At 74.2% G+C, this 26520-nt stretch carries 24 protein-coding genes; 14 read left to right on the top strand and 10 right to left on the bottom strand.

The window, feature by feature from the left end:
• Window positions 1-29 precede the first annotated feature (29 nt).
• Window positions 30-1241, bottom strand: coding sequence for an ABC transporter ATP-binding protein (locus LG943_RS21920; RefSeq protein WP_270074225.1), 1212 nt, complete (start codon window positions 1239-1241; stop codon window positions 30-32).
• 619 nt (window positions 1242-1860) lie between these two features.
• Here LG943_RS21920 and lnt point away from each other — a divergent pair.
• From lnt to LG943_RS21890, 6 genes are all read left to right on the top strand, one after another.
• Window positions 1861-3483: an apolipoprotein N-acyltransferase gene (gene lnt, locus LG943_RS21915; RefSeq protein ID WP_408648630.1), complete on the top strand. Its 1623-nt coding sequence runs from the start codon at window positions 1861-1863 to the stop codon at window positions 3481-3483.
• 155 nt (window positions 3484-3638) lie between these two features.
• Window positions 3639-4157: an FxsA family protein gene (locus LG943_RS21910; protein ID WP_270074224.1), complete on the top strand. Its 519-nt coding sequence runs from the start codon at window positions 3639-3641 to the stop codon at window positions 4155-4157.
• Between the two features lie 110 nt (window positions 4158-4267).
• On the top strand, window positions 4268-5059 hold the full coding sequence (locus LG943_RS21905; RefSeq protein WP_270074229.1) for an HAD-IIA family hydrolase: 792 nt from the start codon (window positions 4268-4270) through the stop codon (window positions 5057-5059).
• Between the two features lie 315 nt (window positions 5060-5374).
• On the top strand, window positions 5375-5644 hold the full coding sequence (locus LG943_RS21900; protein ID WP_270074223.1) for a hypothetical protein: 270 nt from the start codon (window positions 5375-5377) through the stop codon (window positions 5642-5644).
• Between the two features lie 4 nt (window positions 5645-5648).
• The gene (locus LG943_RS21895) at window positions 5649-6248 is read left to right on the top strand and encodes a DUF6879 family protein (protein ID WP_270074222.1); all 600 of its coding nucleotides are present in this window, start codon (window positions 5649-5651) and stop codon (window positions 6246-6248) included.
• A 52-nt stretch (window positions 6249-6300) separates the two neighbouring features.
• Entirely contained in the window at window positions 6301-8640 is a 2340-nt protein-coding gene (locus LG943_RS21890) for a tetratricopeptide repeat protein (RefSeq protein ID WP_270074221.1), read from the top strand.
• 69 nt (window positions 8641-8709) lie between these two features.
• Here LG943_RS21890 and LG943_RS21885 read toward each other — a convergent pair whose 3' ends face one another.
• On the bottom strand, window positions 8710-9093 hold the full coding sequence (locus tag LG943_RS21885; RefSeq protein ID WP_270074220.1) for an RNA polymerase-binding protein RbpA: 384 nt from the start codon (window positions 9091-9093) through the stop codon (window positions 8710-8712).
• A gap of 305 nt (window positions 9094-9398) precedes the next feature.
• Window positions 9399-9812, bottom strand: a complete 414-nt coding sequence (locus LG943_RS21880) for a nitroreductase family deazaflavin-dependent oxidoreductase (protein ID WP_270074219.1) — start codon at window positions 9810-9812, stop codon at window positions 9399-9401.
• 335 nt (window positions 9813-10147) lie between these two features.
• On the opposite strand from LG943_RS21880, the gene LG943_RS21875 reads away from it, so the two are divergent.
• Complete coding sequence (locus LG943_RS21875; protein WP_270074218.1) at window positions 10148-11587, top strand: S28 family serine protease; 1440 nt, start codon at window positions 10148-10150, stop codon at window positions 11585-11587.
• Between the two features lie 87 nt (window positions 11588-11674).
• Here the strand turns inward: LG943_RS21875 and LG943_RS21870 are convergent, their stop codons facing one another.
• Complete coding sequence (locus LG943_RS21870; RefSeq protein ID WP_270074217.1) at window positions 11675-13093, bottom strand: MFS transporter; 1419 nt, start codon at window positions 13091-13093, stop codon at window positions 11675-11677.
• Between the two features lie 67 nt (window positions 13094-13160).
• Complete coding sequence (locus LG943_RS21865) at window positions 13161-14027, bottom strand: glycerophosphodiester phosphodiesterase (RefSeq protein WP_270074216.1); 867 nt, start codon at window positions 14025-14027, stop codon at window positions 13161-13163.
• Window positions 14028-14221: 194 nt separating this feature from the next.
• Between LG943_RS21865 and LG943_RS21860 the strand changes: the two genes are divergently transcribed.
• The 6 genes from LG943_RS21860 (at window position 14222) to LG943_RS21835 (ending at window position 20449) form a co-directional block, all read left to right on the top strand.
• Window positions 14222-14665 (top strand): Rv3235 family protein, encoded by a 444-nt coding sequence (locus tag LG943_RS21860; RefSeq protein WP_270074215.1) that lies wholly within the window; start codon window positions 14222-14224, stop codon window positions 14663-14665.
• 328 nt (window positions 14666-14993) lie between these two features.
• Window positions 14994-16151, top strand: coding sequence for a Gfo/Idh/MocA family protein (locus LG943_RS21855; protein ID WP_270074214.1), 1158 nt, complete (start codon window positions 14994-14996; stop codon window positions 16149-16151).
• Window positions 16148-17317: a dihydrodipicolinate synthase family protein gene (locus LG943_RS21850; protein WP_270074213.1), complete on the top strand. Its 1170-nt coding sequence runs from the start codon at window positions 16148-16150 to the stop codon at window positions 17315-17317. Before LG943_RS21855 ends, LG943_RS21850 begins: the two co-directional genes overlap by 4 nt.
• Window positions 17318-17412: 95 nt before the next feature.
• Entirely contained in the window at window positions 17413-18264 is an 852-nt protein-coding gene (locus tag LG943_RS21845) for a sugar phosphate isomerase/epimerase family protein (RefSeq protein ID WP_270074228.1), read from the top strand.
• Window positions 18265-18438: 174 nt separating this feature from the next.
• On the top strand, window positions 18439-19344 hold the full coding sequence (locus LG943_RS21840; protein ID WP_270074212.1) for a 5-dehydro-4-deoxyglucarate dehydratase: 906 nt from the start codon (window positions 18439-18441) through the stop codon (window positions 19342-19344).
• 7 nt (window positions 19345-19351) lie between these two features.
• Entirely contained in the window at window positions 19352-20449 is a 1098-nt protein-coding gene (locus LG943_RS21835; RefSeq protein ID WP_270074211.1) for a mandelate racemase/muconate lactonizing enzyme family protein, read from the top strand.
• Window positions 20450-20618: 169 nt separating this feature from the next.
• On the opposite strand, the gene LG943_RS21830 is transcribed toward LG943_RS21835, so the two are convergent.
• Complete coding sequence (locus tag LG943_RS21830; protein WP_270074210.1) at window positions 20619-21446, bottom strand: alpha/beta fold hydrolase; 828 nt, start codon at window positions 21444-21446, stop codon at window positions 20619-20621.
• A 58-nt stretch (window positions 21447-21504) separates the two neighbouring features.
• On the opposite strand from LG943_RS21830, the gene LG943_RS21825 reads away from it, so the two are divergent.
• A complete protein-coding gene (locus LG943_RS21825) occupies window positions 21505-22368 on the top strand; it encodes a LysR family transcriptional regulator (RefSeq protein ID WP_270074209.1) in 864 nt (287 codons plus the stop codon).
• A gap of 10 nt (window positions 22369-22378) precedes the next feature.
• Here the strand turns inward: LG943_RS21825 and LG943_RS21820 are convergent, their stop codons facing one another.
• The 4 genes from LG943_RS21820 to LG943_RS21805 all read right to left on the bottom strand — a co-directional run bounded on the left by LG943_RS21820 (window position 22379) and on the right by LG943_RS21805 (window position 26272).
• A complete protein-coding gene (locus tag LG943_RS21820) occupies window positions 22379-22876 on the bottom strand; it encodes a DinB family protein (RefSeq protein ID WP_270074208.1) in 498 nt (165 codons plus the stop codon).
• 222 nt (window positions 22877-23098) lie between these two features.
• A complete protein-coding gene (locus tag LG943_RS21815) occupies window positions 23099-24652 on the bottom strand; it encodes a tripartite tricarboxylate transporter permease (protein WP_270074207.1) in 1554 nt (517 codons plus the stop codon).
• 1 nt (window position 24653) lies between these two features.
• Window positions 24654-25283 carry a tripartite tricarboxylate transporter TctB family protein gene (locus tag LG943_RS21810; RefSeq protein WP_270074206.1) on the bottom strand — a complete coding sequence of 210 codons (630 nt, stop codon included), beginning with the start codon at window positions 25281-25283 and terminating at the stop codon, window positions 24654-24656.
• On the bottom strand, window positions 25280-26272 hold the full coding sequence (locus LG943_RS21805; RefSeq protein ID WP_270074205.1) for a tripartite tricarboxylate transporter substrate binding protein: 993 nt from the start codon (window positions 26270-26272) through the stop codon (window positions 25280-25282). The genes LG943_RS21810 and LG943_RS21805 overlap by 4 nt, the downstream gene beginning before the upstream one ends.
• Between the last annotated feature and the right edge of the window lie 248 nt (window positions 26273-26520).

Genomic DNA, 26520 nt, shown 5'->3' with positions numbered 1-26520 from the left:
GGCCCCGCGCGCGGGGCCGCCGCGACCGGTCAGCGGTGGCCGATGGCCAGGCCGCTCTCCTTGTCGAAGTAGTGCAGTTGGGTGACGTCGACCGACAGCGCGATCGAGGTGCCCGGCCGCACCCCGCTGCGCGGGTTCACCCGCGCGGTGAACAGCGACTTGTCGCCGCTCAGCGGCAGCGCGGTCTCGGGCTCCTCGCCGTCGCCGGCGGCGTCGGCCGCCAGCGCCGCGGCCTCCTCGTGGCGGACCGGCGCGGCGTTCACCGAGAAGATGACGTTGATCTCGGTGCCCAGCTCCTCGGTGACCTCGGCGACGACGTCCATGGTGCTGCCGCCGTTGCGCGAGGCCAGCGCGGCGTCCTCGAAGTCGGAGGGCCGGATGCCCAGGATGATCTGCTTGCCCAGGTAGTCGCGCAGCCCCGGCTTGGTGTCGACCACCGCGCTGGGCACCGACAGGGAGTGCTCGGCGAACTTCAGCACCGCGCCGGTGCCGTCCTGCTGGAGTTCGGCGTAGACGAAGTTCATGGCGGGGGAGCCGATGAACCCGGCGACGAACAGGTTGGCCGGGTTGTCGAACAGGTTCTTGGGGGTGTCGACCTGCTGGAGGCGGCCGTCGCGCAGCACCGCCACCCGGTCGCCCAGGGTCATGGCCTCGATCTGGTCGTGGGTGACGTAGACCGTGGTGACGCCCAGGCGGTCGTGCAACTGGTTGAGGGAGGCGCGCATCTGCACGCGCAGCTTGGCGTCGAGGTTGGACAGCGGCTCGTCCATGAGGAACGCCTGGGGCTCGCGCACGATCGCGCGGCCCATGGCCACGCGCTGGCGCTGGCCGCCCGACAGCGCCGCCGGCTTGCGCTTGAGGTAGGGCTCCAGGCCCAGCATCGCGGCGGCCTCGTTCACCCGCTTCTGGATCTCGGGCTTGGCGATCTTGCGCAGCTTCAGGCCGAAGGCGAGGTTCTGCTCGACGGTCATGTGGGGGTAGAGCGCGTAGTTCTGGAAGACCATCGCGATGTCGCGGTCCTTGGGCGGGCGGTCGTTGACGACCTCGTCGCCGATGCGCAGCTCGCCGCCGGTGATCTCCTCCAGGCCCGCGATCATGCGCAGGGCCGTGGACTTCCCGCAGCCGGAGGGGCCGACGAGCACCATGAACTCGCCGTCTTCGATTTCCAGGTTCAACGCGTCGACGGCCTTGACCCCGCCCGAGTACACCTTGTCGACGCCGTCCAGGACGATCTTCGCCATGGGGCAACAGCTCCCGTGTCCGTGGCCCGCTCCGCGGCCCGGAAGCGAGCTGATTTCCGCTGGGCTGATCGTTTCGTATCGATCCGCTGTCCATATCGAACACCAGCGGTGCCGTTCTGTCGATAGTTCGCGCTGTTTCGATCCGATACCGTCCGCATGGCGAGACGGCGCGCTCGCGCGGGCGCCGGCCCCGCCGCGGCGGCGCGGGGGCCGACTGGCGTGGCCGGGGTGGGTGCGTTAGCCTGGCGGCGGATATCCGGCACCGGTCGCTCCGCTGTGCCCGCGCCCGCCTGAGCGGGGGTTTCCCCGCGCCGACACGTCGGCCGGGGGTTGCGGCGCACGACCGGGAGTCTGGGTAATCTACAGACCAGTCCAGCACTGGACGGACCGGTCGAGCGGTCCGGTTGTTGGCTCGCCGGACGTCGCACCACGCACCAGGTGCGGTCGGAGGCGCGGCAAGGACCGGGGTTCCGCGACCGGGCGGGGGGTTGGACCCGGAGAAGGCCCGAACATCCAGTAGACAACGGTCTCCGCGCTCGCCGCCGACGAGACGGATCCGGTCCGAAGGGTGTTTTCGGGCCTTTTCCGCGTCCCCCCATCAGCAGAAAGCGAGCCAGGCGTGGTCGCCGAAGACGCCCAGCAGGCGAATGAGGACACGCGCACCGCCCCACCCTCGGCGGTCGGCACCCCCTCACGGCGCGGGCGCCTGGGCGCGCTCTGGCGGGCCGCCGCCGCGGTCGCCGCCGGACTGTGCCAACTGCTCGCACTGGAGCCCTACGGGCTGTGGTGGCTCGGCCCGCTGAGCGCGGCCCTGCTGGCGCTGGCCGTACGCAAGACCCGCGTGCGCCGCGCCGCCTGGCTGGGCCTGCTCAGCGGTGCCGCGCTGATGGTCCCCCTCCTGCACTGGCAGGACGTCTTCGGCGTCGACGTCTGGCTGGTCATCGCCGCCGCCCTGGCGGTGTACTACGCGCCCATGGCCATGGGCCTGGCCCTGGTGATGCGGCTGCCCGGCTGGCCGGTGTGGACCGCCGCCGTGTGGGTGCTCCAGGAGGCCGTCCGCGCCCGGTTCCCCCTCGGCGGGTTCGCCTGGGGCAAGCTCGCCTACGCCCAGCCCGACACCCCCTTCACCGGTTATGCCGCGCTGGGGTCCTCGGCGCTGGTCACCTTCGCCGTCGCCCTGGCGGGCGGCCTGCTGCTGTGGGCGGCGCTGCGCGCCGCCCGCGCCCGCCGGGCCGGGCTGCCCGGCGCCGCCGCCGCGGTGGGCGGGGCGCTGGCCGTGGCCGCCGCCGGCCTGGCCTGGCCGCCGCTGACCGCCCCGGCCGTGGACCACACCGCCACCGTCGTCCTCATCCAGGGCGACGTGCCCGCCGTGGGGCAGATGAGCGTCCTGGGTGAGCGCATGCGGGTGCTGCGCAACCACGTCGAGCAGGTGCACCTGCTCGCCGACGACGTCGAGGCCGGCCGGGTGCCCCGGCCCGACCTGGTGGTGCTGCCCGAGAACGCCAGCGACATCGACCTCTACGCCGACCCCGCCGCCGCCGAACTGGTCGACGACGCCGCCCGCGACATCGGCGCCCCGCTGCTGTTCGGCACCGCCCGCTACAGCCCCGACGGCTCCCAGCGCGAGATCCGCAGCGTGGTGTGGGACCCCGAGGACGGCCCGGGCGACCACTACACCAAGCGCTACCTGGTGCCCTTCGGCGAGTACATCCCCTACCGCGACTTCTTCACGCGGTTCGTGGAGCGCCTGGAGCAGATCGGCAGCGACGCCGTGCCCGGCGACGAGCCCGGCGCGCTGCGCCTGGGCGGCACCACCGTGGCCACCGCCATCTGCTTCGACATCGCCTTCGACCTGCCGGTGCGCGAGTCGGTGGCGGCGGGCGGCCAGATCATCGCGGTGCCCACCAACAACGCCAACTACAACTTCACCGGGCAGACCCAGCAGCAGTTGGCCATCACCCGGCTGCGCGCCGTCGAGCACGGCCGCCCCGCCGTGGTCGCCGCCACCAGCGGCATCAGCGCGGTGGTGACCGCCGACGGCGCGGTCGCCTACAGTTCGCCCGAGGCCGAGCCCGCCCGCCATGTGGCCGAGCTGCCGGCCATGAGCGGGCTGACCCCCGCCACCCGGCTGGGCGCGCTGCCCGAGGCCGCGCTGAGCCTGCTGGCGCTGGGCGCCCTCGCCGCCGCCGTGTGGCGGGGGCGGCGGGAGCGGGCCGGTGCCCGGGCGGGCGCCGGCGGCTGAGCGGGCCGGGAGGCGGGTCAGTCGCGGGAGGCGGGTCAGTCAAGCGGGCCGGGGGACGGTCCGCCGGGGACGGCGATGGGAACGGGCGGGGGAACGATCCCCGGTGCCGGGGCGTTGTGCCCACAGGTGAGCGGAACCGATCGAGGATGGTGCCCATGCCGCTGCTGATCGTCATCGCACTGATGGCGCTGCCCTTCCTGGAGATCTGGCTGATGATCCTGGTCGGCCAGCAGATCGGTGTCGCCTGGACCATCGCCGCGCTGTTCGCGCTGAGCACCGCCGGCGTGCTCGTGCTGCGCCGCGCCGGCACCACCACCTTCCGCGAGGCCGACCGCGCCATGCGCACCGGACAGCCGCCCAAGGGCAGCCTGCTGGACACCCTCATGCTGCTGGTCGGCGGCATCCTGCTGATCATCCCCGGCTTCGTCACCGGCGCGCTGGGCGCCCTGCTCGCCCTGCCCTTCACCCGGCCCGCGCTGCGCTGGGCGTTCACCGCCTGGGCCGAGCGCCGCATCCGGCGCCTGCGCGACTCCGCCGAGGCCGAGTTCGTCGCCCAGGGCGGTGTGGTCCCCGGCCCCCGGGGCGAGCCGCGCGCCCCCAGCGGCGGCCGCGTCATCCGGGGCCGCATCGTGGAGGACGGCACCCCCGACCAGCCCGGCGGCACCACCGCCTGAGGCGCCGGAAGCCCGCCGCCTGAGCCGCCCCGCGCCGCCCGCACCGTGCCGTGGGGCAGATGTGCCGATACGGTATTCCCGTGAACAAAACAGCCACGTGGAACTACCTCATGGACATGGACGGCGTCCTGGTGCGCGAGGAGCACATCATCCCCGGCGCTGACGTGTTCGTCTCGGAGCTGGTGGAGAACGGCATCGGTTTCATGGTGCTGACCAACAACTCCATCTACACGCCGCGCGACCTGCGCGCCCGGCTCAAGCGCTCCGGCCTGGACATTCCCGAGGAGTCCATCTGGACCTCCGCGCTGGCCACCGCCCGCTTCCTGGACCAGCAGCGGCCCGGCGGGTCGGCCTACGTGGTGGGGGAGTCGGGGCTGACCACCGCGCTGCACAGCATCGGCTACGTGCTCACCGACCGCGATCCCGACTACGTGGTGCTGGGCGAGACCCGCACCTACAGCTTCGAGGCGATCACCCGCGCCATCCGGCTGGTGGAGAGCGGCGCCAAGTTCATCGCGACCAACCCCGACGAGAAGGGCCCCAGCCGCGAGGGCTCGCTGCCCGCCACCGGCGCCGTGGCCGCGCTGATCGAGCGCGCCACCGGCCGCGCGCCCTACTACGTCGGCAAGCCCAACCCGCTGATGATGCGCTCGGCGCTCAACGCCCTGGGCGCCCACTCCGAGAGCACGCTGATGATCGGCGACCGCATGGACACCGACGTGCGCTCGGGCCTGGAGGCGGGTTTGCAGACGCTGCTGGTGCTGTCGGGGATCTCCGACCGCGACACCGCCGAACTGTTCCCCTACCGCCCCACCCGCGTACTGGACTCGGTTGCCGACCTCGTCGGCCGCACCCTGGACCCGTTCGGCGCCGACCCCCTCGAATCCCCGGCCGCGGAGTAGCCCTCTGCGCCGTGCGGGGCGTGTGTCCCGTCGGCACCCGGTCTGCGCGTCGGCGCGGCGCCGCCGACTCCGGCGCGGGGGCCTGCCAGGACCGGCACCGTTGACGGGCGGCCGTCGGTGGTCGGGTCCAAGGCGGGCATGCGAAAGCGGACGTCGTGCGGCCGCGCCGGAATGCGTCCGTGTGGTGCGCACGTGAACCTTGTTATTCGGTTCTGCGCCGGGCAGAAGGCGGTGCAACGCCCCGGCGCAAAGGACCTGGGGCGGCGGGTTGCGCCATGCTACGATAAGTGTCCTCGAGTCGTAGGAGTACGGAAAATGCCTCGTCCCTGGGAAGCCGACGAATCCGCGAGGTTGAAACGGCGCCTGGGGAAGTCGCCCGGCGAATTGGGGAACACCGACAAAATCAGCGGCTGCCCTGACATCTGGGAACTGGAGAACGGGGACATCGCCGTCATCGGCCGCGATCTCACCTCCGTGTACGCCGAGGGCCGTCCGGGTGAACTCAAGGTCGACGGCGACGAGCGCGTGGTCGTCATCCCGCGCAATGTTCTGATCGCCGCCAAAACCGATATCCCCGATGCTTGAGCGAATGGCGTTCGCCCGGGGCCGCCACCTGGGCTTGGAGGCGTACCTGGCCGACTTCGAAAAGCGCCTTTCACGCCTCGAATCCGGCGATATCTGGAAACTGGAGCGGCGCCAGCATTTTCAGCAGCCCGAGAGCGAGAGTTGGTCGGCGTTCGCGGCGGGGGAGTGGGACGATGCGCTGCGCACTCTGGACGATGCCGGCCCGTCCGTTCGCAACGAACTGGTCGCCCTTGCCGACTCCGGGATCCGGGTGCACCGCCTGCGGATCGCCGAGCAGCCGCTCACCCCCTACCTCCAGTGGGAGTTCCACTCCCTCCGTATCCGCCACCGGCATGGCGAGGACATCAGGGTCGGCGGCGGTGAACTGGTCGCCCCCTTCGAACGTGAACACCAACTGCCCGAAATCCTCGTCATCGGCGACTCCGTCATGTACAAGATCCGCTATACGGATTCGGGAGTCCTGTGTGGTGCGGAGTTGTATGCGGACGCCGAGTTAATCGCCGCTTGCCGCGACGAGGTCGTCCGGATGCACAGTGCGGCTGTCCCGCTCCCCGAGTACTTCGACCGCCACGTGGCGGCGCTCCCACCGCCCCATGGCGAATGACGCACCGTATGAGGCCGGCCGGGGAACACCGCCTCGCGCCGTCCATTCGCGCATGGCGGCTGTCAGCGGCCAGGCGGTGCAGGCCGGCGCGGTTCGGGGAGGGATTCACTTCCATGGCGGCCGCGACGGGCCGCGTCTCCCGGTCCCGCGCCAACTGCCGGGCGACATTCCCGACTTCGTCAACCGCTCGGACGAATTCCGCCGCCTTGACGAACTGCTGAGCCGCCGCGGGGCCGGGACGTTTGTCATCGTCGGCACCGCCGGAGTGGGGAAAACCGCGCTCGCGGCCCATTGGGCGCACCGGATCAAGGATCGGTTTCCGGACGGGCAGTTGTACGCGAACCTGCGGGGCTTCGACACCCGCTCCGCGGTCACCGCGGAACAGGTTCTGGACCGGTTCCTGAAAGCGCTCGGTACGGTGCCGGACGCGGTTCCGGTCGATCCCGACGAGCGGTCAGGACTGTACCGGTCGCTGCTCGCCGAGGGCAGGTTCCTGATCGTGCTCGACAACGCTTCCTCCGCGGCCCAGGTCCGTCCGCTGCTGGCCGGTGCGGCGGAGTGCGCGGTGGTGGTCACCAGCCGCAACCGGTTGTCCGGGCTGGTCACCCGCGACGGCGCGCACCGCGTCTCACTGCGGACCCTGTCGCCCGCCGAGTCGGTAGCGCTGCTGCGAAAGGTCACCACCGGACAGCGGGGGGAGGACCCCACCTCCGAACTCGCCCTTCTCGCGCGCCTGTGCGCGCGGCTCCCCCTCGCATTGAAGATCGCAGCGGAGCGGGCCGTGACGCGACCGCACACGCCGCTGAGCGAACTCATCCAGGAACTCCAGGACGAGTCAGGGCGCTGGGAGGTCCTCGCCATGGACGACGAGCAGGACACGATCGGCTCGGTGTTCGCGTGGTCCTACAGAGCACTCCCGCAGGAGGCGGCCCGCCTCTTCCGGGTGCTGGGAGTGCTGCCGGGCACCGACTTTACCGCGCAGGCGGCGGCCGCGGCGGCGAACCGGCCCGTCGCGACCGCGAGGCGGCTCCTCGACGTCCTGACCGGAGCACACCTTCTTGAGCAGACAGGCGCGGAACGCTTCGAACATCACGACTTGCTGCGCGCCTACGCCGCCGAACTCTCCCAGCGCCAGGACACGGCCGCGGACCGCGCACGGATCCTCCACCGGCTCCTGCTCTGGTACCTGCGCTCCGCGCACGCGGCGGCGTCGCTGATCGACGCGCAGTTTCCGGAGCCGGCCTGGCCCTCGCTCACCGGAGGGCCGGCACGCGCGTTCGCCGGCCATGACGACGCTGTGCGCTGGTACGAGGACGAGTGTGCGAACCTGACCGCCGCCGTGAAGAGGGCGGCTGCCGACGGCTTCCACGAGATCGCCTGGCAGTTGCCGCTGGTCCTCCGGCGCATCCACGCGTTCCACGGACCGGTCGGCGAGTGGATCGCGACGGCGGCCATCGGCCTCGACGCGGCTCGGGACCACGGACCGGAGTCCGCCGTCGCCGATCTTTTCGAGAGCCTGGGCATGGCCTACGTCCAGTGCCATCGGACGGACACGGGACGGGAGCACCACCGCCGGGCACTGGAGATCCGCCAGAGCACCGGCGACCTCTTCGGGCAGGGATCGTCCTACAACTCCCTCGGCCTTGTGGACCTGAGGGAGCGCCAATTCGCGGACGCACGATCGAACTTTCGACGCGCGCTCGAACTCTTCCGTGACCTCGGAGACGAGCGATGGCAGGGGATCGCTCTGGGGAATCTCGCGGACGCCCTGTTCGAGGCCGGCTCCGTTGAGGAGGCGGAACAGGCGGCGAGTGGCGCGGCGGCCCTCCACCAACGGACGGGCAACCGGATGAGCGGCTTCTCGGCCATGGTCACCCTCGCGTGGACGGCTCGCGCCCGAGGTGACCTGGACGGCGCGCTCGCCCGGCTCACCACGGCGCTGGAGCTGGCGTACGAACTCGGCAACGAGATGCGGATCGCCTATGCGTCGATGGAACTCGGGCGCCTTCACGTCGACCGAGGCGATCTGGACGACGCCCTGGACGCCTACCACCGTTCGGCCGCGGCCCACCACACAACCGGCGACACCGTTCGCGAGGCCGAAGCGCTCCAGGGGGCGGCGGAGGTCCGGAAGCGGCAGCATGCCGTCGATGAGGCCGCAACCCTCTACGAAAGGGTGCTGGAGATCCATTTCAGGTCAGGGGCCGAACGGCGGGCCGCGTTCGCGCAGGCCGAGTACGGCAGGCTGCTCCTCCAAGCGCGCCGCCACGCGGATGCGCGCCCGGTTCTGGAGGACGCGCAGAGGCGGCTGTCCCACTTCGCCGACGTCGAGGCGGCGGCCAGGAGGGCGGAGGTTGCGGGCTGGCTTGGAGAGGTATCCCGGCATGACTAAGGGGCGGGAGGCCCGATGGCCGCCGCCCCTTGGTGCTGGTGTTCGCGCTATGGTCGCGCGCGGTGGGCGCTAGGCGCTGCGCCGCTGCTCGGTCATGGCGCGGAGGTGCTCCTGCTCCTCCTTGCGGCGCGCGCGGAGCAGCTCCAGCCGCTCGGCCAGGACCTCTTCGAGGTCCTCCATGCTGCGGCGCTCCAGCAGCATGTCCCAGTGCGTCCGCGCGGGCTTCGCCTTCTTCTCCTGCGGCTGCTGACCGTCGACCATCAGGGCGGTGTCGCCGCAGAAGCGGCACTCCCAGCTGGTCGGGATCTCGGCCTCGGTGGCGAAGGTGACGGAGAAGCGATGACCCCGAGGGCAGTCGTAGGTGACCTCTTGGCGCGGGGCCAGGTCGGTGTTGCGGTCGTTCTCGTAGCTGGTCGCCCCGAGTCGCGTACCGCGAAGTGCTCGCTCGGCCATCGTTTACGTGCCTCCAGGCGCTCTTGCGGTCTTCATGGGTCTAACACGGCGGTCCGTGTCAAGATTCCCCGCCCGCCGGTTCTCCAACCGTGCGATAATGTTCGGTCCGTTGTGACCGGGTTGTGCCGCACGGTAGTCCATGCAGGTCGGCGGCTGCCGCGCGCCGCTCCGTGCGCGCTCGGATCCGTTCCCGGCGACCGGGTGGCCACCGGGCACCCCGGCCGTCCGCCCGACCGCCGCGGGGAGTGGCGGCGGCGCGCCCGCGCACGCACTCGCGTGTTCGCGCACGCGCGCCGCCCGCCGGCTCAGGCCAGTTTCTCGACCGGGTCCAGCACCACCACGGGGATGGAGCGCTCGGTCTTGGTCTGGTACTCGTCGTACTGCGGCCAGGTGGCCGCCATGCGCGGCCACAGCCGCGCCTTCTCCTCCTCGTCGGCCGTGCGCGCCCGCACCCGGTAGCGGTCGGCCTTGACCTGGATCTCGGCCTCGGGGTTGGCCAGCAGGTTCTTGTACCACAGCGGGTGGTCGGGGTCGCCGCCCTTGGACGCCACCACGACGAACGCGTCGCCGTCGGTGCGGTAGATCAGCGGGGTGCTGCGCCGCTGGCCGGACTTGCGGCCGACGGTGGTGAGGATGAGGGTGGTGGTGCCCTGCCAGTCGTGGCCCTCCTCGCCGTTGGTGGCCACGTAGCGCTCGACGTGCTCCTTGCCGTACAGCACGGTTTCTCCCTTTCCGACGATCACGGTGTTTTTCGCCGCCAAGGGCGGAAAACGCGGAAACGCCCCCGGTGATTTCCACGCCCCCGGTGACTTCCTGGGGCGGACCACAACGCGGTGTTACCCACGTGTTACCCGGAGGCGCCCCCGTGCGTCTACCCGCCGCGCGGCGACTCACCCGAACGCGCGGGACCCTCGGCCGCGCCGGGGCGCGCCGGCGGTGCGCGGCGGCGTCCTTGGCTCGGGGCAGGCCGCCCTCAATCATCGTTCAGTCGGCAACCGACCACCCGCGGCCACCGCCGCCGGGCGCTATCCGATCCCCCAAGGAGGTTGAACGGGTGACCCCCCGCACTCCGCGTTCCGCGGCGCCGGCGCGCGCCACCGCCGTCGCGCTGCTCACCACCGCGAGCCTGCTCCTGAGCGGCGCTCCGGTGAGCGCCGACCCCGCCCCCGACATCGTCGACCGGCTGGAGGACGTGCCCGGCCTGCGCGTCATCGACGAGGTCGAGACCGAGCCCGGCTTCCGCTACTTCGTCCTGGGCTACACCCAGCCCGCCGACCACGACCGCCCGCGCGGCCAGACCTTCGAGCAGCGGCTGACCCTGCTGCACCGCGGCTTCGACCGGCCCACCGTCCTGCACACCAGCGGCTACGACGTCAACACCCGCCCCTTCCGGGCCGAGCCCACGCGGCTCATCGACGGCAACCAGATCTCCACCGAGCAGCGGTTCTTCGAGCCCTCCCGGCCCGAGCCCGCCGACTGGGACGACCTCGACATCCGCCAGGCCGCCGCCGACCACCACCGCCTCATCGCGGCGCTCAACGACGTCTACACCGAGGAGTGGGTCTCCACCGGCGCCTCCAAGGGCGGCATGACCTCGGTCTACCACCGCCGCTTCTACCCCGGCGACCTCGACGGCACCATCGCCTACGTCGCGCCCAACGACGTCCACGACGACCGCGATCGCGCCTACCTGGAGTTCTTCGAGACCGTGGGCGAGGACGGCTCCTGCCAGGCGGACCTGGAGGCGGTGCAGCGCACCGCCCTGGAGCGGCGCGGCGAACTGGTCGACCACTACACCGCCCTGGCGCAAGAGAACGGCTGGACCTTCGACCAGACCATCGGCAGCGCCGACCGGGCGTTCGAGATGCTGGTGCTGGACACCCCCTGGGCTTTCTGGCAGTACCAGCCCCAGCCGCAGGCGTGCGCCGAGGTGCCCGCGGCCGACGCCCCCACCTCCGAGATCGCGGCGTTCCTCGACGAGATCGCCGGGTTCTCCTTCTACACCGACCAGGGCACCATCCCCTACACCCCGTACTACTACCAGGCGGCCACGCAACTGGGCACGCCCAGCGTGCCCACCGACCACCTCCGCGGCCTGCTGCGCTACCCGGGCCTGTTCCAGGCGCGCACCTACCTCACCGACGACCTCGACGACGCGCGGTTCGACCGCCGGGCCATGCCCGACATCGACCGGTGGGTGCGCACCCGCTCCGAGGAGATGATGTTCGTGGACGGCGAGTGGGACCCGTGGGGCGCCGAGCCCTTCCGGGTGCCCGACAGCACCCGCCGCGAGACCATGCGGTTCGTCGCCCCCGAGGCCAACCACGGCGCCACCATCGCGGCGCTGGAGGCCGCCGACCGCGCCGCCGCCACCGAGGCGCTGCGCCGGTGGGCGGGCGTGGCCGACGAGGCGCAGCCGCGCTCCGGCGGCTGGGTGCCCGGCCTGGACGACGCCGAGGAGCAGCGCCGCCTGCCCGAGCGCGGGTTCGTCTAGCCCCCGACCGCACCGACCGCACCGAGCGCCGCGTCCGCGCGGCGCCGCCGGGCGGGGCAGCGCGCCCCGCCCGGCGGCCCGGCGGCCCTACACGTGGGCGGGCGCCCGGTTGCCTGCTTCGCGGATGGCGCGCGGGATGTCCACTGCCGCCAGCAGGGCCGCGCCCGCAACGAAGAACACCACCAGCGACAGGATCGCCAGCCGGTAGTCGCCGCCGGTGGCGTCCAGGGCCACCCCGATCGCCAGGGAGCCCAGGAACGCCGACCCCTTGTCGCTGATCTCGTAGAGGCCGAAGTACTCGGCCTCCTTGCCGGGCGGGATCAGGTGGGAGAACAGCGAGCGCGACAGCGCCTGGGTGCCGCCCAGCACGATGGCGATGGCGAACGCCAGGACGAAGAACTGCACCGCCGACCCCGCCTGGAGCACCGGCGCCACCGCCACCACCGCGATCCACACCACCAGGCTGCCCAGGATGGTCCGCTTGGCCCCCGCGCGGCGGCCGATCGCGCCCAGTAGCAGCGCGCCGCCGAACGCCACGAACTGCACCATGAGGATCGCGCCGATCTGGACCTCCTGGCCCAGGCCGAGGGCCTGGTCGGCGAAGGTCGCCGAGAACCCGATCACCGTCTGGATGCCGTCGTTGAACAGGATGTAGGCGACCAGGAACAGCAGCGTGCGGGGGTAGGCGCGCAGGCTGCGCACGGTGCGGGCGAGCTGGCCGAAGCTGGCCAGGACCGCGCGGGCGCCGGTGGCCCGGCCCGGCGCCGCGCCGCCGGCCGCGGCACCCGCGGCGGCGCCGCCGCGCCGGTTGCGCAACCGGGTCAGCGGCACCACGGTGAACACCGCCCACCAGATGCCCGCCGAGGCCATGCAGATCCGCACGGCGTGGCCCTCCTCCAGCCCGAAGGAGTCGTGGAAGAGGTAGAGCACCAGTTGCACGGTGAGCAGCAGCGCGCCGCCGAGGTAGCCGGTGGCCCAGCCGCGTGAGGACACCGCGTCGCGCTCGTCGGCGGTGGCCAGGTCGGGCAGGAAGGAGTTGTAGACCACCACCGAGGCGCCCACCGCCAGGTTGGCCACCACGAACAGGGCTGCGCCCAGCAGGTAACCGGTGCCGGCGACGAAGTACAGGCCCATCGTGGCGAACGCGCCGATGTAGGCCAGGATCCCCAGCATCTCGCGCTTGCGGCCGGTGTAGTCGGCCAGCGCGCCCACCGCCGGCAGCAGCAGGAGTTGCAGCAGCACCGACAGCGAGGTGGCGTAGGGGTAGAGCGCGGTGGGGTCCATCGCCCAGCCCAGCACGCTGATGCGGCCGTCGGGGCCGGCGCCCGCCTCGGCCAGCGAGGTCAGGTAGGGGCCGAGGAACACCGAGATGATCGAGGTGAAGAAGACCGAGTTGGCCCAGTCGTAGACGTACCAGGCGCGGCGTTCGCGGCGCAGTTCGGCGTCGGGGCCGGGGCCGGCGTCGGGGGCGCCGCCGGCGGGCCGCGCCGGGGGAAGGGTCGGCATGGTGGTCCTCATCCTTGCGCGGGCCGGGGCGGGCCGCCCTGTCCGGGCGCGGCGCAGCGCCGGGGGGTCAGGGGGCGGCCGAGCCGTTCGGGGAGGCGTCGGCAGGGGTGCCGCGGGAGGTATTGTGCCAGCCGCCGCCCGCCTCGGCGCCCGGCCAGGCGCCGCGGTCGCGCAGGACGCGGCGCAGGCCGTCGATGTTGTCGCTGACGATCCCGTCCACCCCGGCGTCGAGCAGGCGGCCCATCACGGCGGTGTCGTTGATGGTCCACACGTGCACCTGCATGCCGAGCCGGTGCGCGGTGGCGATGAGGTCGCGGGTGACCAGCGGGAACCCGCGGTGGTGCAGCGGGATCTGCGCGCACAGGGGGCCGCGCCGCACCAGCGCGCGCAGCGGCGGCGCCAGGGAGCCCGCGCGCAGCCGGGCGACGTCGAGGGGGCCGCAACTGGTGGCCACCGGCCGGCCGAAGGCGCGGCGGGCGCGGTCCAGTCGGCGCTGGTTGAAGGAGCCCACGCACACCCGGTCCCAGGCGTTGGTGCGGCGCAGGACCTCCACCAGCGGCTCGACGGTGTCGTCGGCCTTGAGGTCGATGTTGAAGCGCACATGCGGCCAGGAGCCGAGCAGGTCGGCCAGCAGCGGGATCGGCTCGCTGCCGCCGACCCGGGCGCGGGCGACCTCGGCGTAGGGGAGGTCGGCGATGCGGCCCCGGCGGTCGGTGGCGCGGTCCAGGGTGGGGTCGTGGAACGCCAGCAGGGTGCCGTCGCGGGTGGTGTGGGCGTCGGTCTCCAGGTAGCGGTACCCGAGGTCGACGGCGTGCTGGAACGCGGCGGCGGTGTTCTCCAGTTCGGTGCTGACCTCGCCGGAGGGGCCGGTGCGCCAGCCGCCCCGGTGCGCCAGGGCGATGGGCGTGGGGGAGTCCAGGTACCCGTCAGTCACAGCAGCAGTATGCCCGCTCGCGGGCGGCCGGGGCACCGGGGGAGGCGGGCGGGCACCGCCGGCGGGCGGCCGGCGGCGCACCGGGCGCGGGCGGGAAAGCCGGAATTCCAGGTGGCAGCGCGGGGCCGCCCGCGGCTCTGGGAGGAGTGACGGGCGCCGGTACGGGCGCCCGCACCCACCGGAAAGGGAGTCCCTTGGCCGCTCACCAGCTCACCGCCGCCCTGTGCCCTGGGGCGCAGGGCCGCCCCCGCCGCGCGCCGGCGCCCGCCCGGCCCGGCGGCGCGCCCTACCCCCGCACCCGCAGCGCCCGGCACCTCACCGCCTTCGCCCAAGTGGTGGCCGAGGTCCTGGCGGGTGACCGCCCGGCGGGCCAGGTGCGCCCGCTGCTGTCGCGGCGGGCCTATGAGCTGCTGGAGCGCCGGGCCGGGGCCTATGCCTGCGCGCGCCGGCCGCGCCTGCGGCGGGCGGTGCTCACCGCCCCCGGCTCCGACGTCGCCGAGGTCACCGCGGTGATCGACTGCGGCAGCCGCTGCCGGGCGCTGGCGCTGCGCATCACCTATGCCGAGCACGCCTGGCTGTGCACCCACCTGGAGACCGACGTCTGCGGCCCCCGGCGGCAGCGGCGGGGCGGCCGGTAGGAGCGGTAGGAGCGGGTGGCGGAGGGCGGGCCGGATCCCGCCCTTCCGGCGCGGGCGGGCGGGATGCGGCGGGCGTGCGGCCCGTGTCGGTAAGCGCTTTCTGTTTCGGGGGAGCGGTCTGGGCGGCGGCGAGCGGCCCCGGCGGCGGGCGCCGGAGCGCCCGCGTGCCCGATCCGGCCAGGGAAGACGGGCGCCGTGCGCGAGCCGGTCGGCCCCCGGCGGCCGACGCCGACCGGAGAAACGGGGCGAACCCCTCTCTGGCGGCGGAAAGGACGTTAAAGTACCTTGGAAAGCGCTTTCTTTCTGGTGCCGAGTGATAGGACGACGTATGCAAGACCGGGTGCTGGCCGTCGCCATGAACGGCGTCACCGGCCGCATGGGCTACCGCCAGCATTTGACGAGGTCGGTGCTGGCCATCAGGAACGCCGGAGGGGTCGTGCTGCCCGACGGCTCGCGCGTGGTGCCCGAGCCCGTCCTCGTGGGGCGCTCGCCCGACAAGCTGCGCGCCATCGCCGAGCGCCACGGCGTGGAGCGCTGGAGCACCGATCTCGACACCGTTCTCTCCGACCCGGCGATCGAGGTCTACTTCGACGCCCAGATCACCTCCGTCCGCGAGGACGCCGTGCGCGCCGCCATCGCCGCCGGCAAGCACGTCTACACCGAGAAGCCCACCGCCGGCACGCTGAGCGCCGCCCTGGAACTGGCCAAGCTCGCCCGCGACGCCGGGGTGTGCAACGGCGTCGTCCAGGACAAGCTGTTCCTGCCGGGACTGCTCAAGCTGCGCCGCCTGGTGGAGAGCGGGTTCTTCGGCCGCGTGCTCTCGGTGCGCGGCGAGTTCGGCTACTGGGTGTTCGAGGGCGGCTGGCAGGAGGCCCAGCGCCCGAGTTGGAACTACCGCAGCGAGGACGGCGGCGGGATCGTCCTGGACATGTTCCCCCACTGGCACTACATCCTGGAGCGCCTGTTCGCGCCCGTGCGCGCGGTGACCGCGCGCACCGCCACCCACATCCCGCGCCGCTGGGACGAGGAGGGCCGCCCCTACGCCGCCACCGCCGAGGACGCCGCCTACGCCGTCTTCGAACTGGAGGGCGGAGCGATCGCCCAGATCAACTCCTCCTGGTGCGTGCGGGTGGACCGCGGCGAACTGGTGGAGTTCCAGGTCGACGGCACAGAGGGCAGCGCGGTGGCCGGCCTGCGCGAGTGCCGCGTGCAGCACCGGGTCACCACGCCCCGGGCGGTGTGGGACCCCGACGCCCCCGCCGACCCCGGCGGCTACCGCGACCACTGGGAGCCGGTGCCCGACAACACCACCTTCGTCAACGGCTTCCGCGCCCAGTGGGAGCGGTTCATCGCCCACGTCTGCGCCGGCGAGGAGTTCCCCTACGACCTGCTCTCGGGCGCGCGCGGCCTGCAACTGGCCGAGGCCGGGCTGCGCTCGGCGCTCTCGGGCCACCGGGTGGAACTTGAGGAGGTGGAGCTGCGATGAGCGACGCCCTGCGCCTGCCCGCACCCGGCGGCGGCTTCACCGCGTTCACCCCCCGCCCCGCCCCCGCGCCGGCGCCCGCCCCGGCCGCGCCGCCGCGCTCGCGCACCGCCTACGCCGCCGCCCACGTCGTGGCCGACCCGCTGGGGGGCAACGCCATCGGCGCGCCCGCCCGCCTGGACTGGGAGGCCACGCTGGCCTTCCGCCACCACCTGTGGGACCAGGGCCTGGGCGTCGCCGACGCCATGGACACCGCCCAGCGCGGCATGGGCCTGGACTGGCCGGCCACCGCCGAACTGATCCGCCGCTCCGGCGCCGAGGCCGCCGCGCGCGGCGCCGCGCTGGTGTGCGGGGCGGGCACCGACCACCTGCCGGCGGACGCGCCCGCCACTCTGGAAAGCGTTATCACGGCGTATACCGAGCAACTGGAGACCGTCGAGGCCTCCGGCGCGGTGCCCGTGCTGATGGCCAGCCGGCACCTCGCCGCCGCCGCGCGCGGCCCCGAGGACTACGCCAAGGTCTACGGCCGCCTCCTGGAGCAGGTGCGCGGCCCCGTCGTGCTGCACTGGCTGGGCGCCGCCTTCGACCCCGCGCTGGCCGGCTACTGGGGCCACGCCGACCCCGCCGACGCCATCGGCACGGTCGCCGAGCTGATCGCGGCCCACGCCGACCGGGTCGCCGGGATCAAGGTGTCGCTGCTGGACGCCGACCTGGAGGTGCGCCTGCGCCGCCGGCTGCCCGCCGGGGTGCGGCTCTACACCGGCGACGACTTCAACTACCCCGACCTCATCCTCGGCGACGACCAGGGCCACTCCGACGCCCTACTGGGGATCTTCGCCGCCATCGCGCCGGCCGCCGCCGCCGCGCTGCGCGCGCTGGACGACGGCGACACCGGACGCTACCGCGCCCTGATGGACCCCACCGTGCCGCTGGCCCGGCACGTATTCGCCGCCCCCACCTACCACTACAAGACCGGGATCGCGTTCCTGGCCTGGCTCAACGGCTACCAGCGCGGGTTCACCATGGTCGGCGGCCTGCACGGCGCCCGCGACGTGGTGCACCTGGCCGAGACCCTGCGGCTGGCCGACGCCGCCGGGGTGCTCACCGACCCCGACACCGCCGTGCGGCGCATGCGCCGCCTGCTGGAGGTGGTGGGGGTGGCCCCGTGACCGGCGAACCCGCGATGCCCGCCGGCGCCGCCACGCCGCCGCGCCCCGCGACCGCCCGCGCCCAGGCCGCCACCGGTCCGCTGGACGTGCCCTCCATGGCGCCCGCGCGGGTGCCCACCCCCCGGCCCGGCGACCCCCGCCTGGCCCGGCTGTCCCTCAACCAGATCACCGTCCGCCAGTGGGGTGTGGCCGAGGCCGTGGCGGGCTGCGCGCGCGCCGGGATCCCCGCCATCGGCCTGTGGCGGGGGCCGGTGGCCGAGTCCGGGACGGCCGCCGCCGCCCGGCTGGTCCGCGACGCGGGCCTGCGGGTGTCCTCCTACTGCCGGGGCGGGTTCCTCACCGGACCCGACCGCGCCGCGGCCCTGGACGACAACCGGCGCGCCCTGGACGAGGCCGCCGAACTGGGCGCGCCCTGCCTGGTGATGGTGGTGGGCGGGCTGCCCGAGGGCGACCGCGACCTCGCCGGCGCCCGCGAGCGCGTGGTCGAGGGCATCGCCGAACTGGCGCCCTACGCCGCCGAGCGCGGCGTGTGCCTGGCGCTGGAGGCGCTGCACCCGATGTTCTGCGCCGACCGGGCGGTGCTGTCCACCCTCGGCCAGGCGGTGGACATCGCCGAGCGGTTCCCCGTGGGCCAGGTCGGGGTGGTGGTCGACGCCTACCACGTGTGGTGGGACCCCCAGGTGCACGCCGCCATCGCCCGGGCCGGCGCCCGCATCGCCTCCTTCCAGGCCTGCGACTGGATCCTGCCGCTGCCCGCCGACGCCCTGCTGGGCCGCGGCATGGTCGGCGACGGCCACGCCGACGTCGCCGGCCTGCACGACTCGGTGCTGGCCGCGGGCTACACCGGCGACGTGGAGGTGGAGATCTTCAACGCCGACGTGTGGTCGGCCGACCCCGACGCCGTGCTCGCCACGCTGGCCCGGCGCCACGTGGAATACCTCGCCTGACCCCCGACCCCGTGCGGTGGGGCGCCCCGGCCCCCACCGCACGCGGCACCACCCCGTCCGCCCCGCCCCCGCTCTCCCGGCCCCGCCGCGCGCGGGTGCGGGGCGGGCGTCCACCCCGTGTCCACGCCGGCCCCGGCCGCGCCGGGCCACCGCTACCGGAGGAAACCCCACCCCATGGACTTCGACGGAATCCTGTTCTTCCCGGTCACGCCGTTCGACCGCACCGGCGCCCTGGACGAGGCCGCGCTGGAGCACCACATCGCCGCCGGGCTCGACCACCGCCCCGGCGGGGTCTTCGCCGCCTGCGGCACCGGCGAGGCCCACGCCCTGTCCAGCGCCGAGCACGCGCGCGTGGTGCGCGCGGCCGTGGCCGTCACCGGCGGGCGGGTGCCGGTGGTGGCCGGGGCCGGAGGCAGCCTGGGCACCGCGGTGGAGCAGGCCGCCGCGGCCCGCGACCTGGGCGCCGACGCCATCCTGCTGCTGCCGCCCTACCTGGTGGGCGGCACCCAGCGCGGCCTGGCCGACTACGTCCGCGCGGTCACCTCGGCCGTGCCCATCCCCGCGATCGTCTACCAGCGGGGGTCGCTGGCCCTCACCCCCGAGACCGCCGCCGAGGTCGCCGCGCTGCCCGGCGTGGTGGGCATCAAGGACGGACTGGGCGATGTGGACCGCATGGCGCGCGTGGTGGCCGCCGTGCGCCGCGCCGAGGGCCCCGGGTTCACCTTCTTCAACGGGCTGCCCACCGCCGAGGTGTCGGTGCCCGCCTACAGCGCCATCGGGGTGCCGCTGTACTCCTCGGCGGCGTTCGCCTTCGCCCCCGAGGTCGCCACCGCCTTCTACCGCGCCTTCCACGCGGGCGACCCGCTCGCCGAGACCCTGCTGGAGGTGTTCTACCGCCCGCTGGCGGCGCTGCGCGACCGCGCCCCCGGCTACGCCGTGGCGCTGGTCAAGGCGGGCGCCCGGCTGCGCGGAGCCGCGGTGGGCGGGGTGCGCCCGCCCTTCACCGACCCCACCGACGAGGAGACCGCCCGGCTGGCCGCGATCATCGACGCCGGCCTGGCCGCGGTCAAGGAGGGGTGAGGGCCGCGTGGGCACCGCCGCGCACGACACCGTCGCCGGCCTGGCCGTCCGGACGCTGGAGCTGCCGCTGCACCGCGCCTGGGACGGCGGGGTCACCCACAACCACCTCGTCATCACCCGCCTCACCACCGCCTCGGGCGCCGAGGGCACCGGGTTCGCGTGGACGCCGCGCGTGGGCGTGGGCGCGGTGCGCGCGCTGCTGGAGGAGGACTGCCCGGCCGCGCTGGTGGGGCGGCCGCCGGACCCGGGGCCGCGCTGGGCCGACCTGACCGCGCACCTGGCCGACGCGGGCTCGGGCGGGCTGGCCGCGATGGCGGTGGCGGCGGTCGACATCGCGCTGTGGGACCTGGCGGCCCGCCGGGCGGAGCGCGGCCTGGTCGGGCTGATCGGCGCCCGGCGGAGCCGCGTGGCCGCCTACGGCAGCGGGGTCAACCTCGACTACGACCTGCCCGACCTGCTGGAGCAGGTGCGCGGCTGGCTGGCGGCCGGGCACCGCGCGGTCAAGGTCAAGGTCGGCTCCGCCGACCTGGAGCGCGACGTCGAGCGGGTGGCCCAGGTGCGCCGGGTGCTGGGGCCGGGACGGCGCCTGATGCTGGACGCCAACCAGCGCTGGGACCTGCCGGCGGCCGTGCGGGCGCTGCGGGCGCTGGAGCGCTTCGAGCCGTACTGGGTCGAGGAGCCGCTGCCGGCCGAGGACCTGGCCGCCCACGTGGAGCTGCGCCGCCGCACCGCGGTGCCCTTCGCGATCGGGGAGAACCTGCGCACGGTCCGCGCGTTCGAGGCGGCGCTGGCGGCGGGGGTGTGCGACATCGCCCAGCCCAACGCGGTGCGGGTCGGGGGCATCACCCCGTTCCTGCGGATCGCCGAGCTGGCCGCCCACCGCGGCGTGCCGGTGGCGCCCCACCTCCTGCCGGAGCTGTCGGCCCAGTTGGCGCTGTGCGTACCGCGCGCGGAGATGGTCGAGGACATCGACCGCGCGTCCTTCGCGGCCCTGGGCGCCCTGGCCGCCCCCAGCGGCGTGCGGATCACCGGCGGCTGGGCCGAGGCGAGCACCGGTCCCGGCCACGGCCTGCGCTTCCGGGAGGCCGACTCGGCGGCCGGATAGGACGGGCGCGGATCGCGGAGGAACGGGGGAGCCGGCGACGAGGTGACTCTACCGTTCGCCGTTTCCGTGCTCGGGCCTGTCTCGTGGACCGTTGAAACGGTCGGAGTGGGTGGCGTGCGCCCGGGCTGTCTCACCTTGTGGTTGCCGATCCTCCGTCAGCCTCGCGGCCTCAGCCGCCGAGGCCGAGAAAGAAGTCCGCCAACGCGCGCGTCACCGTCTCCGGGGCGTTCTCCATCGGGATGTGGCCGGCTCGCGGCACCCGCACCAGCGTGGTGTTCGGCATCTCGGCGGCGAAGCGCTCTGCGTGGGCGACCTCCTGGAAGGTGTCGTCCTCGCCCCAGACCAGCAGCTTGGGCGTGCCGTCGGCGCGCAGGGCGGGCACCGAGTCCCGCGTGTAGCGGCTGTCGGCGGCGGCGGCCAGGGCCATCCAGGAGCGGCACACGCGCGGGTCGTGCCAGGGGTCGAGGTAGTCCGCGATCTCGGCCTCGGCGGCCGGGCGGGCCAGGGCCGTCGTGACCGCCGTGCGGCGGGCGGCGAGGAGGTCGGCCGGTGCGGTCGCCGCCACCACGGCCGGGTCCCGGTAGCGGGCCACCCCGGGCACCGGCCAGGAGTCGTAGGTCACCGAGTTGACCAGCGCCAACCGGTCCACCGCCAGTTCCCCGCCGACCAGCAGGTGCTGGGCGACCGCGCCGCCGATGTCGTGCCCGGCCACCCCGACCGGCCCCCGTGCGCCCAGCGCCGCCGCGAACCGCGCCGTCCACGCCGCCAGCGCGGGCACCGTCGCCGTCTCCGGGGTCAGTTCGCCCTCGGAGCGGCCCAGGCCGGGCAGGTCCACCGCCACCGGGCGGAGCCCGGCCGCGGCGAGGCCGTCGAGCACCGGCAGCCACACCCGGCTCCAGTAGGTCCCGTGCAGCAGCAGCACCAGGGGGCCGCGCTCGCCCGCCGCCAGATAACTCGCCCGGCGGCCGTCCACCTCGATCGTCAATCGCTCAGCCATGGCATAACCATCGGGTTCTGATCCGGCCCGCGTCAAATACCCGTTATGGTATGCCGCTATGACGCTGACGCAGCTCCGGGTCCTGGTCGCGGTCGCCGAGCACGGCGGGTTCACCGCTGCGGCCGAGCACATCGGCATGTCCCAGCCCGCCGTCAGCCGCGCCGTCACCGGGCTGGAGCGCGAACTCGGCGCGCCGCTGCTGGTCCGCCACCGCGACGGCGTCGCGCTCACCGAGGCCGGTCGGCGCGCGCTCGCCCGCGCCCGCGAGACGCTGCGCAACTTCGACCTGATCCGCGCCGACGTCGCGGCCGCCGCCGGGCAGGTCACCGGCATGCTGCGACTGGCCAGCCTGCCCAGCGCCACCGGAACCCTCATCGCCCAGCCGCTGCGCGCCTTCACCGACCGCTTCCCCCAGGTGCAGGTGCGACTCTTCGAGGGCGTCGACGACGACATCCGCGACTGGCTGCGCCGCGGTGCCGCCGAGATCGGCGTGGTCACCCTGCCCGCACCCGGCCTGCACACCCTGCACCTGAGCACCCACGACATGGTGGCGGTGCTGCCCGAGGGCCACCCCCTCACCGGCCGTACCGCCGTGCGCGTCGCCGACCTGGCCGGGCAGCCCTTCATCCTGACCACGGCGGGCTGCCGCCCGCTGATCATGGACGCCTCGCGCGCGGCCGGGGTGGAGTTGGACATCGCCTACGAGGCCGGCAGCCCCGCCGCCATTTTGGAGATGGTGGCGGCCGGGCTGGGCGTCAGCATCGTCCCCGCGCTCGGGCTGCCCGCCGACCTCGGCCCGGTGGTGACGCGGCCCCTGACGCCGAGGACGACGCGGTCGCTGGGGCTGGCCGTTCCCTCGACCAAGGAGTGCGCGCCCGCCGCGCGCGCCTTCCTGGACCAGTTCGCCGACGCCGCGCCCTGACGGCCGCCGCTCAGCGGCCGGTGGCGCCGTCGATGAGTTCGCGGATGATGTCGGCGTGGCCCGCGTGGCGGCCGGTCTCCTCGATCAGGTGCACCAGCGCCCAGCGCACGCTGGGGGCGGGCCGCCCCGGGCGCGGGCGGGGCAGCGGCGCGCCGAGGTCGGCGCACCCGTCCAGGACCCGGTTCGCGCGCTCGACGGCGTCGCGGTAGCGGGCGAGGACGTCGGCCGCGCCGTCGTCGGGCGCCGCCCGGAAGGTGGCCTGCCAGTCGGCGACCTCCTCGCCGAGGAACGTGGCGCGCTCCACGTGGGCGAGGTGGTTGAGCAGGCCGAGCAGGTTGGTGCCCGAGGGCACGGCGGCCGTGCGGACCTGGGGCTCGGGCGCGCCTTCGACCTTGGCGGCGATCGAGGTTCGAAGGTAGTCGAGGAACCCGCGCAGGGTCTCGGCCTCCCCGCCGGCGGTGCGGGGCGGCGGGGTGTCGCCGCGGGCGCGGCGGGCGGCGGTGGGCACGGTCGGCCTCCTTCGTCCAGGACCGTCCTGGTCGCCGCCAGTCTCGCCCGCCGGACGCCGGTCCGGCACGCCCGCTTGCGGAAACCGCAACCGACCGGCCGTGCGGGGAGCGGCTTCCCGCACGGCCGGTGACCGCTCGTCCTGCCTTCCCGCGCGCGGCGGGGGCGCCCCGGCCGCGGCCGAAGGCACCCCCTGCCCCCGCGCGGCCGGGGCCTCCCTGCCCTAGGGCGCGGGCACCGCCTCCGCGCCCGCCTCGGCGGCGGCGCGGCGGCGCGCCCGCACGCGGGCGATCGCGACGACGGCGACGGCGGCCGCGATGACGGTGTAGATGCCCACCGTGATGGGTCCGGCGACCAGCACGCCGACGTCCCCCTGCCCGATCGCCAGCGCCCGGCGCAGTTCGCTCTCCGCCAGGGGGCCCAGGATCACGGCGATGAGCACCGGCGCCACCGGGATCGCGTACCGGCGCATCATGAAGCCCAGCATCCCCAGCACGATGAGCAGCCACAGGTCGGTGACGGAGTGGGAGGAGGCGTAGACCCCGAGCACGGCGAACCCGGTGATGCCCGCGTACAGGTAGCGCTTGGGGATGAGCAGCAGCCTGGCCCACAGCGGCGCGAACGGCAGGTTGAGGACCAGCAGCAGCACGCTGCCCACGAACAGGCTCGCCAGCAGCGCCCACACCAGGTCGGCGTTGCGCTCGAAGAGCAGCGGGCCGGGCTGCATGCCGTACTGCTGGAACGCGGCGAGCATGATCGCGGCGGTGGCCGAGGTCGGCAGCCCCAGCCCGAGCAGGGCGCCCATGGCGGTCCCGGCCGTGGCGCTGGCGGCCGTCTCGGGTGCGGCCACCCCCTCGATGGCGCCCTCGCCGAACTCGTCGGGGCGCCCGCCGCGCCGCGCGCGCAGCCCCGCCAGCCGGCGCTCGGTGCCGTAGGCCAGGAAGGTGGGGATCTCCGAGCCGCCGGCGGGGATGGCGCCGAAGGGCAGACCGAAACCCAGACCGCGCAGCCACGCCGGGACCGTGCGGCGCAGCTCGCCGAGGGAGAGCCAGGGCGTGCCCCGCGCCGACACCAGTTGCTCGTGGGCGTCCTGGCGGTGGAAGCGCGACGCGACGTGGAGGACCTCGCCCAGGGCCAGCAGGCTCACGGTCACCGTGACGATGTCGATGCCCTCGAACAGCGACGGGATGCCCAGGGTGAAGCGCGCCGCGCCGCTCTGGGCGTCGATGCCGACCATGGACACGGCCAGCCCGATCGACAGCGCGATCAGCCCGCGCACCATGGACTGGGCCACGACCGCCGACGTCGCCACGAACGCGAAGACCGCCAGGGCCAGGTATTCGGCGGGCCCGAAACTCAGTGCGATGGCGATGATGGTGTCGGAGAAGAACGCCACCACGGTCGTGGAGACGACCGCGCCGATGAACGCGCCGATCGCCGCGGTGGCCAGCGCCTGGGGCGCCCGGCCGCGCAGGGCCATCCGATGGCCCTCGATGGCGGTGGCGATGGCCGAGCTGTTGCCCGGCGTGTTCATCAGGATGGAGGCGGTGGAGTCGCCGAAGAGACCGCCGTAGTAGACGGCGCTGAACATGATGAACGCGCCGGTGGGGTCGAGGCGGAAGGTCACCGGCAGCAGCAGCGCCACCGCCATGGCCGACCCCAGACCGGGCAGCACGCCCACCGCGGTGCCCAGCACCACGCCGACGAACGCCCACAGCAGGTTCTCCGGGGTCAGGGCGGCGGCGAACCCGCCGCCCAGGAGCGCGATGGTCTCCATGTCAGAGAATCCCTCCCAGGATCCCGGAGGGCAGGTTCAGGCCCAGCCCGCCGACGAAGGCGAGCTGGACGACGGAGGAGTAGACCAGGGCCACCGCCGCCTCGTACAGCGGCCGCCGGCCCCCGAACGCCCAGGCCACCCCGAAGAACAGCAGGGCGCCCGACAGCAGCCACCCCAGCGGGTGCAGGAGCAGCGCGAACGCCGCGACCGAGCCCAGGACGGTGGCGACCGTGCGCCAGTCGGTCTGCGGCGCCCGCCGCCCGGCGCGGCCGGCCGCGCCCGCCGCGCCTCCGTCGGCGTCAGCGGCATCGGCGCCGGCGCCACCGGGGCGGGGACCGGAGTCGGCGTCGGGGTCGGCGGCCGGCGTGCGCACGACCTGCACGACCAGCGCCGCGCCCAGCACCAGCATCAGGCCCGACACCAGCCACGGGAAGAGCTGGGGTCCGGGGCCGGTGGAGGTGTCGGGCACGTGCATCCCGGCGGTCTGGACGGCCATGACGACGGCGACGCCGATGACCAGCAGCCCCACGAACACCTCGCTGCGGCCCCGCCACCACGACGGGCGGGCGGCAGGAGGGGCGGTCGCGGCGGAGGGGGGAGCGGCGGGCGGGGACTCGCTCGTGGGGTTCATGACAGGTCCAGGTCCTCGGTGACGTCGGTGATGCGGGCGATCTCTTCCTGGAGGAACGCCTCGAACTCGGGGCCGGTCTGGAAGGTGTCGTCCCACCGGTTGCGTTCGAGGGTGTCCCGCCACTCGGGCGAGGCGACCATCTCCTCCACGATGGCCGTCAGCTCGGCGCGCTCGGCCTCGGTGATGCCGGGCGGCGCCATGAACCCCCGCCAGTTGGGCAGGACGGCGTCCACGCCCTGCTCGGGGAGGGTGGGGTGCTCCTTGAGGCCCTCCACGCGCTCGTGCGCGGAGACGCCCAGCACCCGCAGCTCACCGGCCTCGACCTGGTCGCTGAACTCGTTGTAGCCGGAGACGCCGACGTCGATGCTGCCCGACAGCAGCGAGGTCAGCGCCTGCGCGCCCCCGGCGAAGGGGATGTAGTTGACCTCGGCGGGGTCGACGCCCTGGTCCTTGGCCGCCAGGCCGGCCAGCAAGTGGTCGGTGCCCCCCAGGGAGCCCCCGCCCACCGCCACCGAGCCGGGGTCGGTGCGCCAGGCGTCGACCAGGTCGTCCATGTCGCGCAGCGGGGAGTCGTCGCGGACGACGAAGACCTCGTAGTCGTCGGCGACGCGCGCGATGGGCACCACGTCCTCCAGTGTCTGGGCGGAGTCGTTGACGATGATGCCGCCGATCATCACCGTCCCGGTGGTCATCAGGGTGGTGGCGCTGCCCTCGCGGCGGACCGTCTGGGCCAGGCCGATGGTGCCCCCGGCGCCGGGCAGGTTGACCACCTGGGTGTTGGCGACGATCCCGTTGACGCGCATGGCGTTCTGGGCCTCGCGGGCGACCAGGTCCCACCCGCCGCCGGGGTCGGCGGGCACCACGATGTCGATGCGGGCGCGGGCCTCGGACCCGTCGGTCTGCGAGAGCGCGGCGTTCGCCACACCCGCCGCCACGACGAGCGCCGCGCCCACGGCACCCGCCGCGCGCAGGACGCGCTGCTTGTCCATCGTCCTCCCTCTCACCCTTGGACCACCAGGCGGACCAGCGGGGCCACGGATCGGTTCCGAGAATGATCCAGATCACGTGGTGCCGTGTCAATGGGCGGACGACATCTCCTGTTAACAAGACGGTCACCGGACGCGCCTCGCACCCGCGCTGGTCAGCGCCCTGCGCCGCCGCCGGGGCGGGCGCGCGGGGCCGCGCGGCGGCCCTCTGGCGGTCCGGCCGCCTTTTGGGTACCGTGGCCACTCCATGC

Origin of the sequence: Streptomonospora mangrovi (assembly GCF_027604915.1) — a bacterium.
Taxonomy (GTDB): domain Bacteria; phylum Actinomycetota; class Actinomycetes; order Streptosporangiales; family Streptosporangiaceae; genus Streptomonospora; species Streptomonospora mangrovi.
This window is presented reverse-complemented; position numbering and strand designations above follow the sequence as displayed.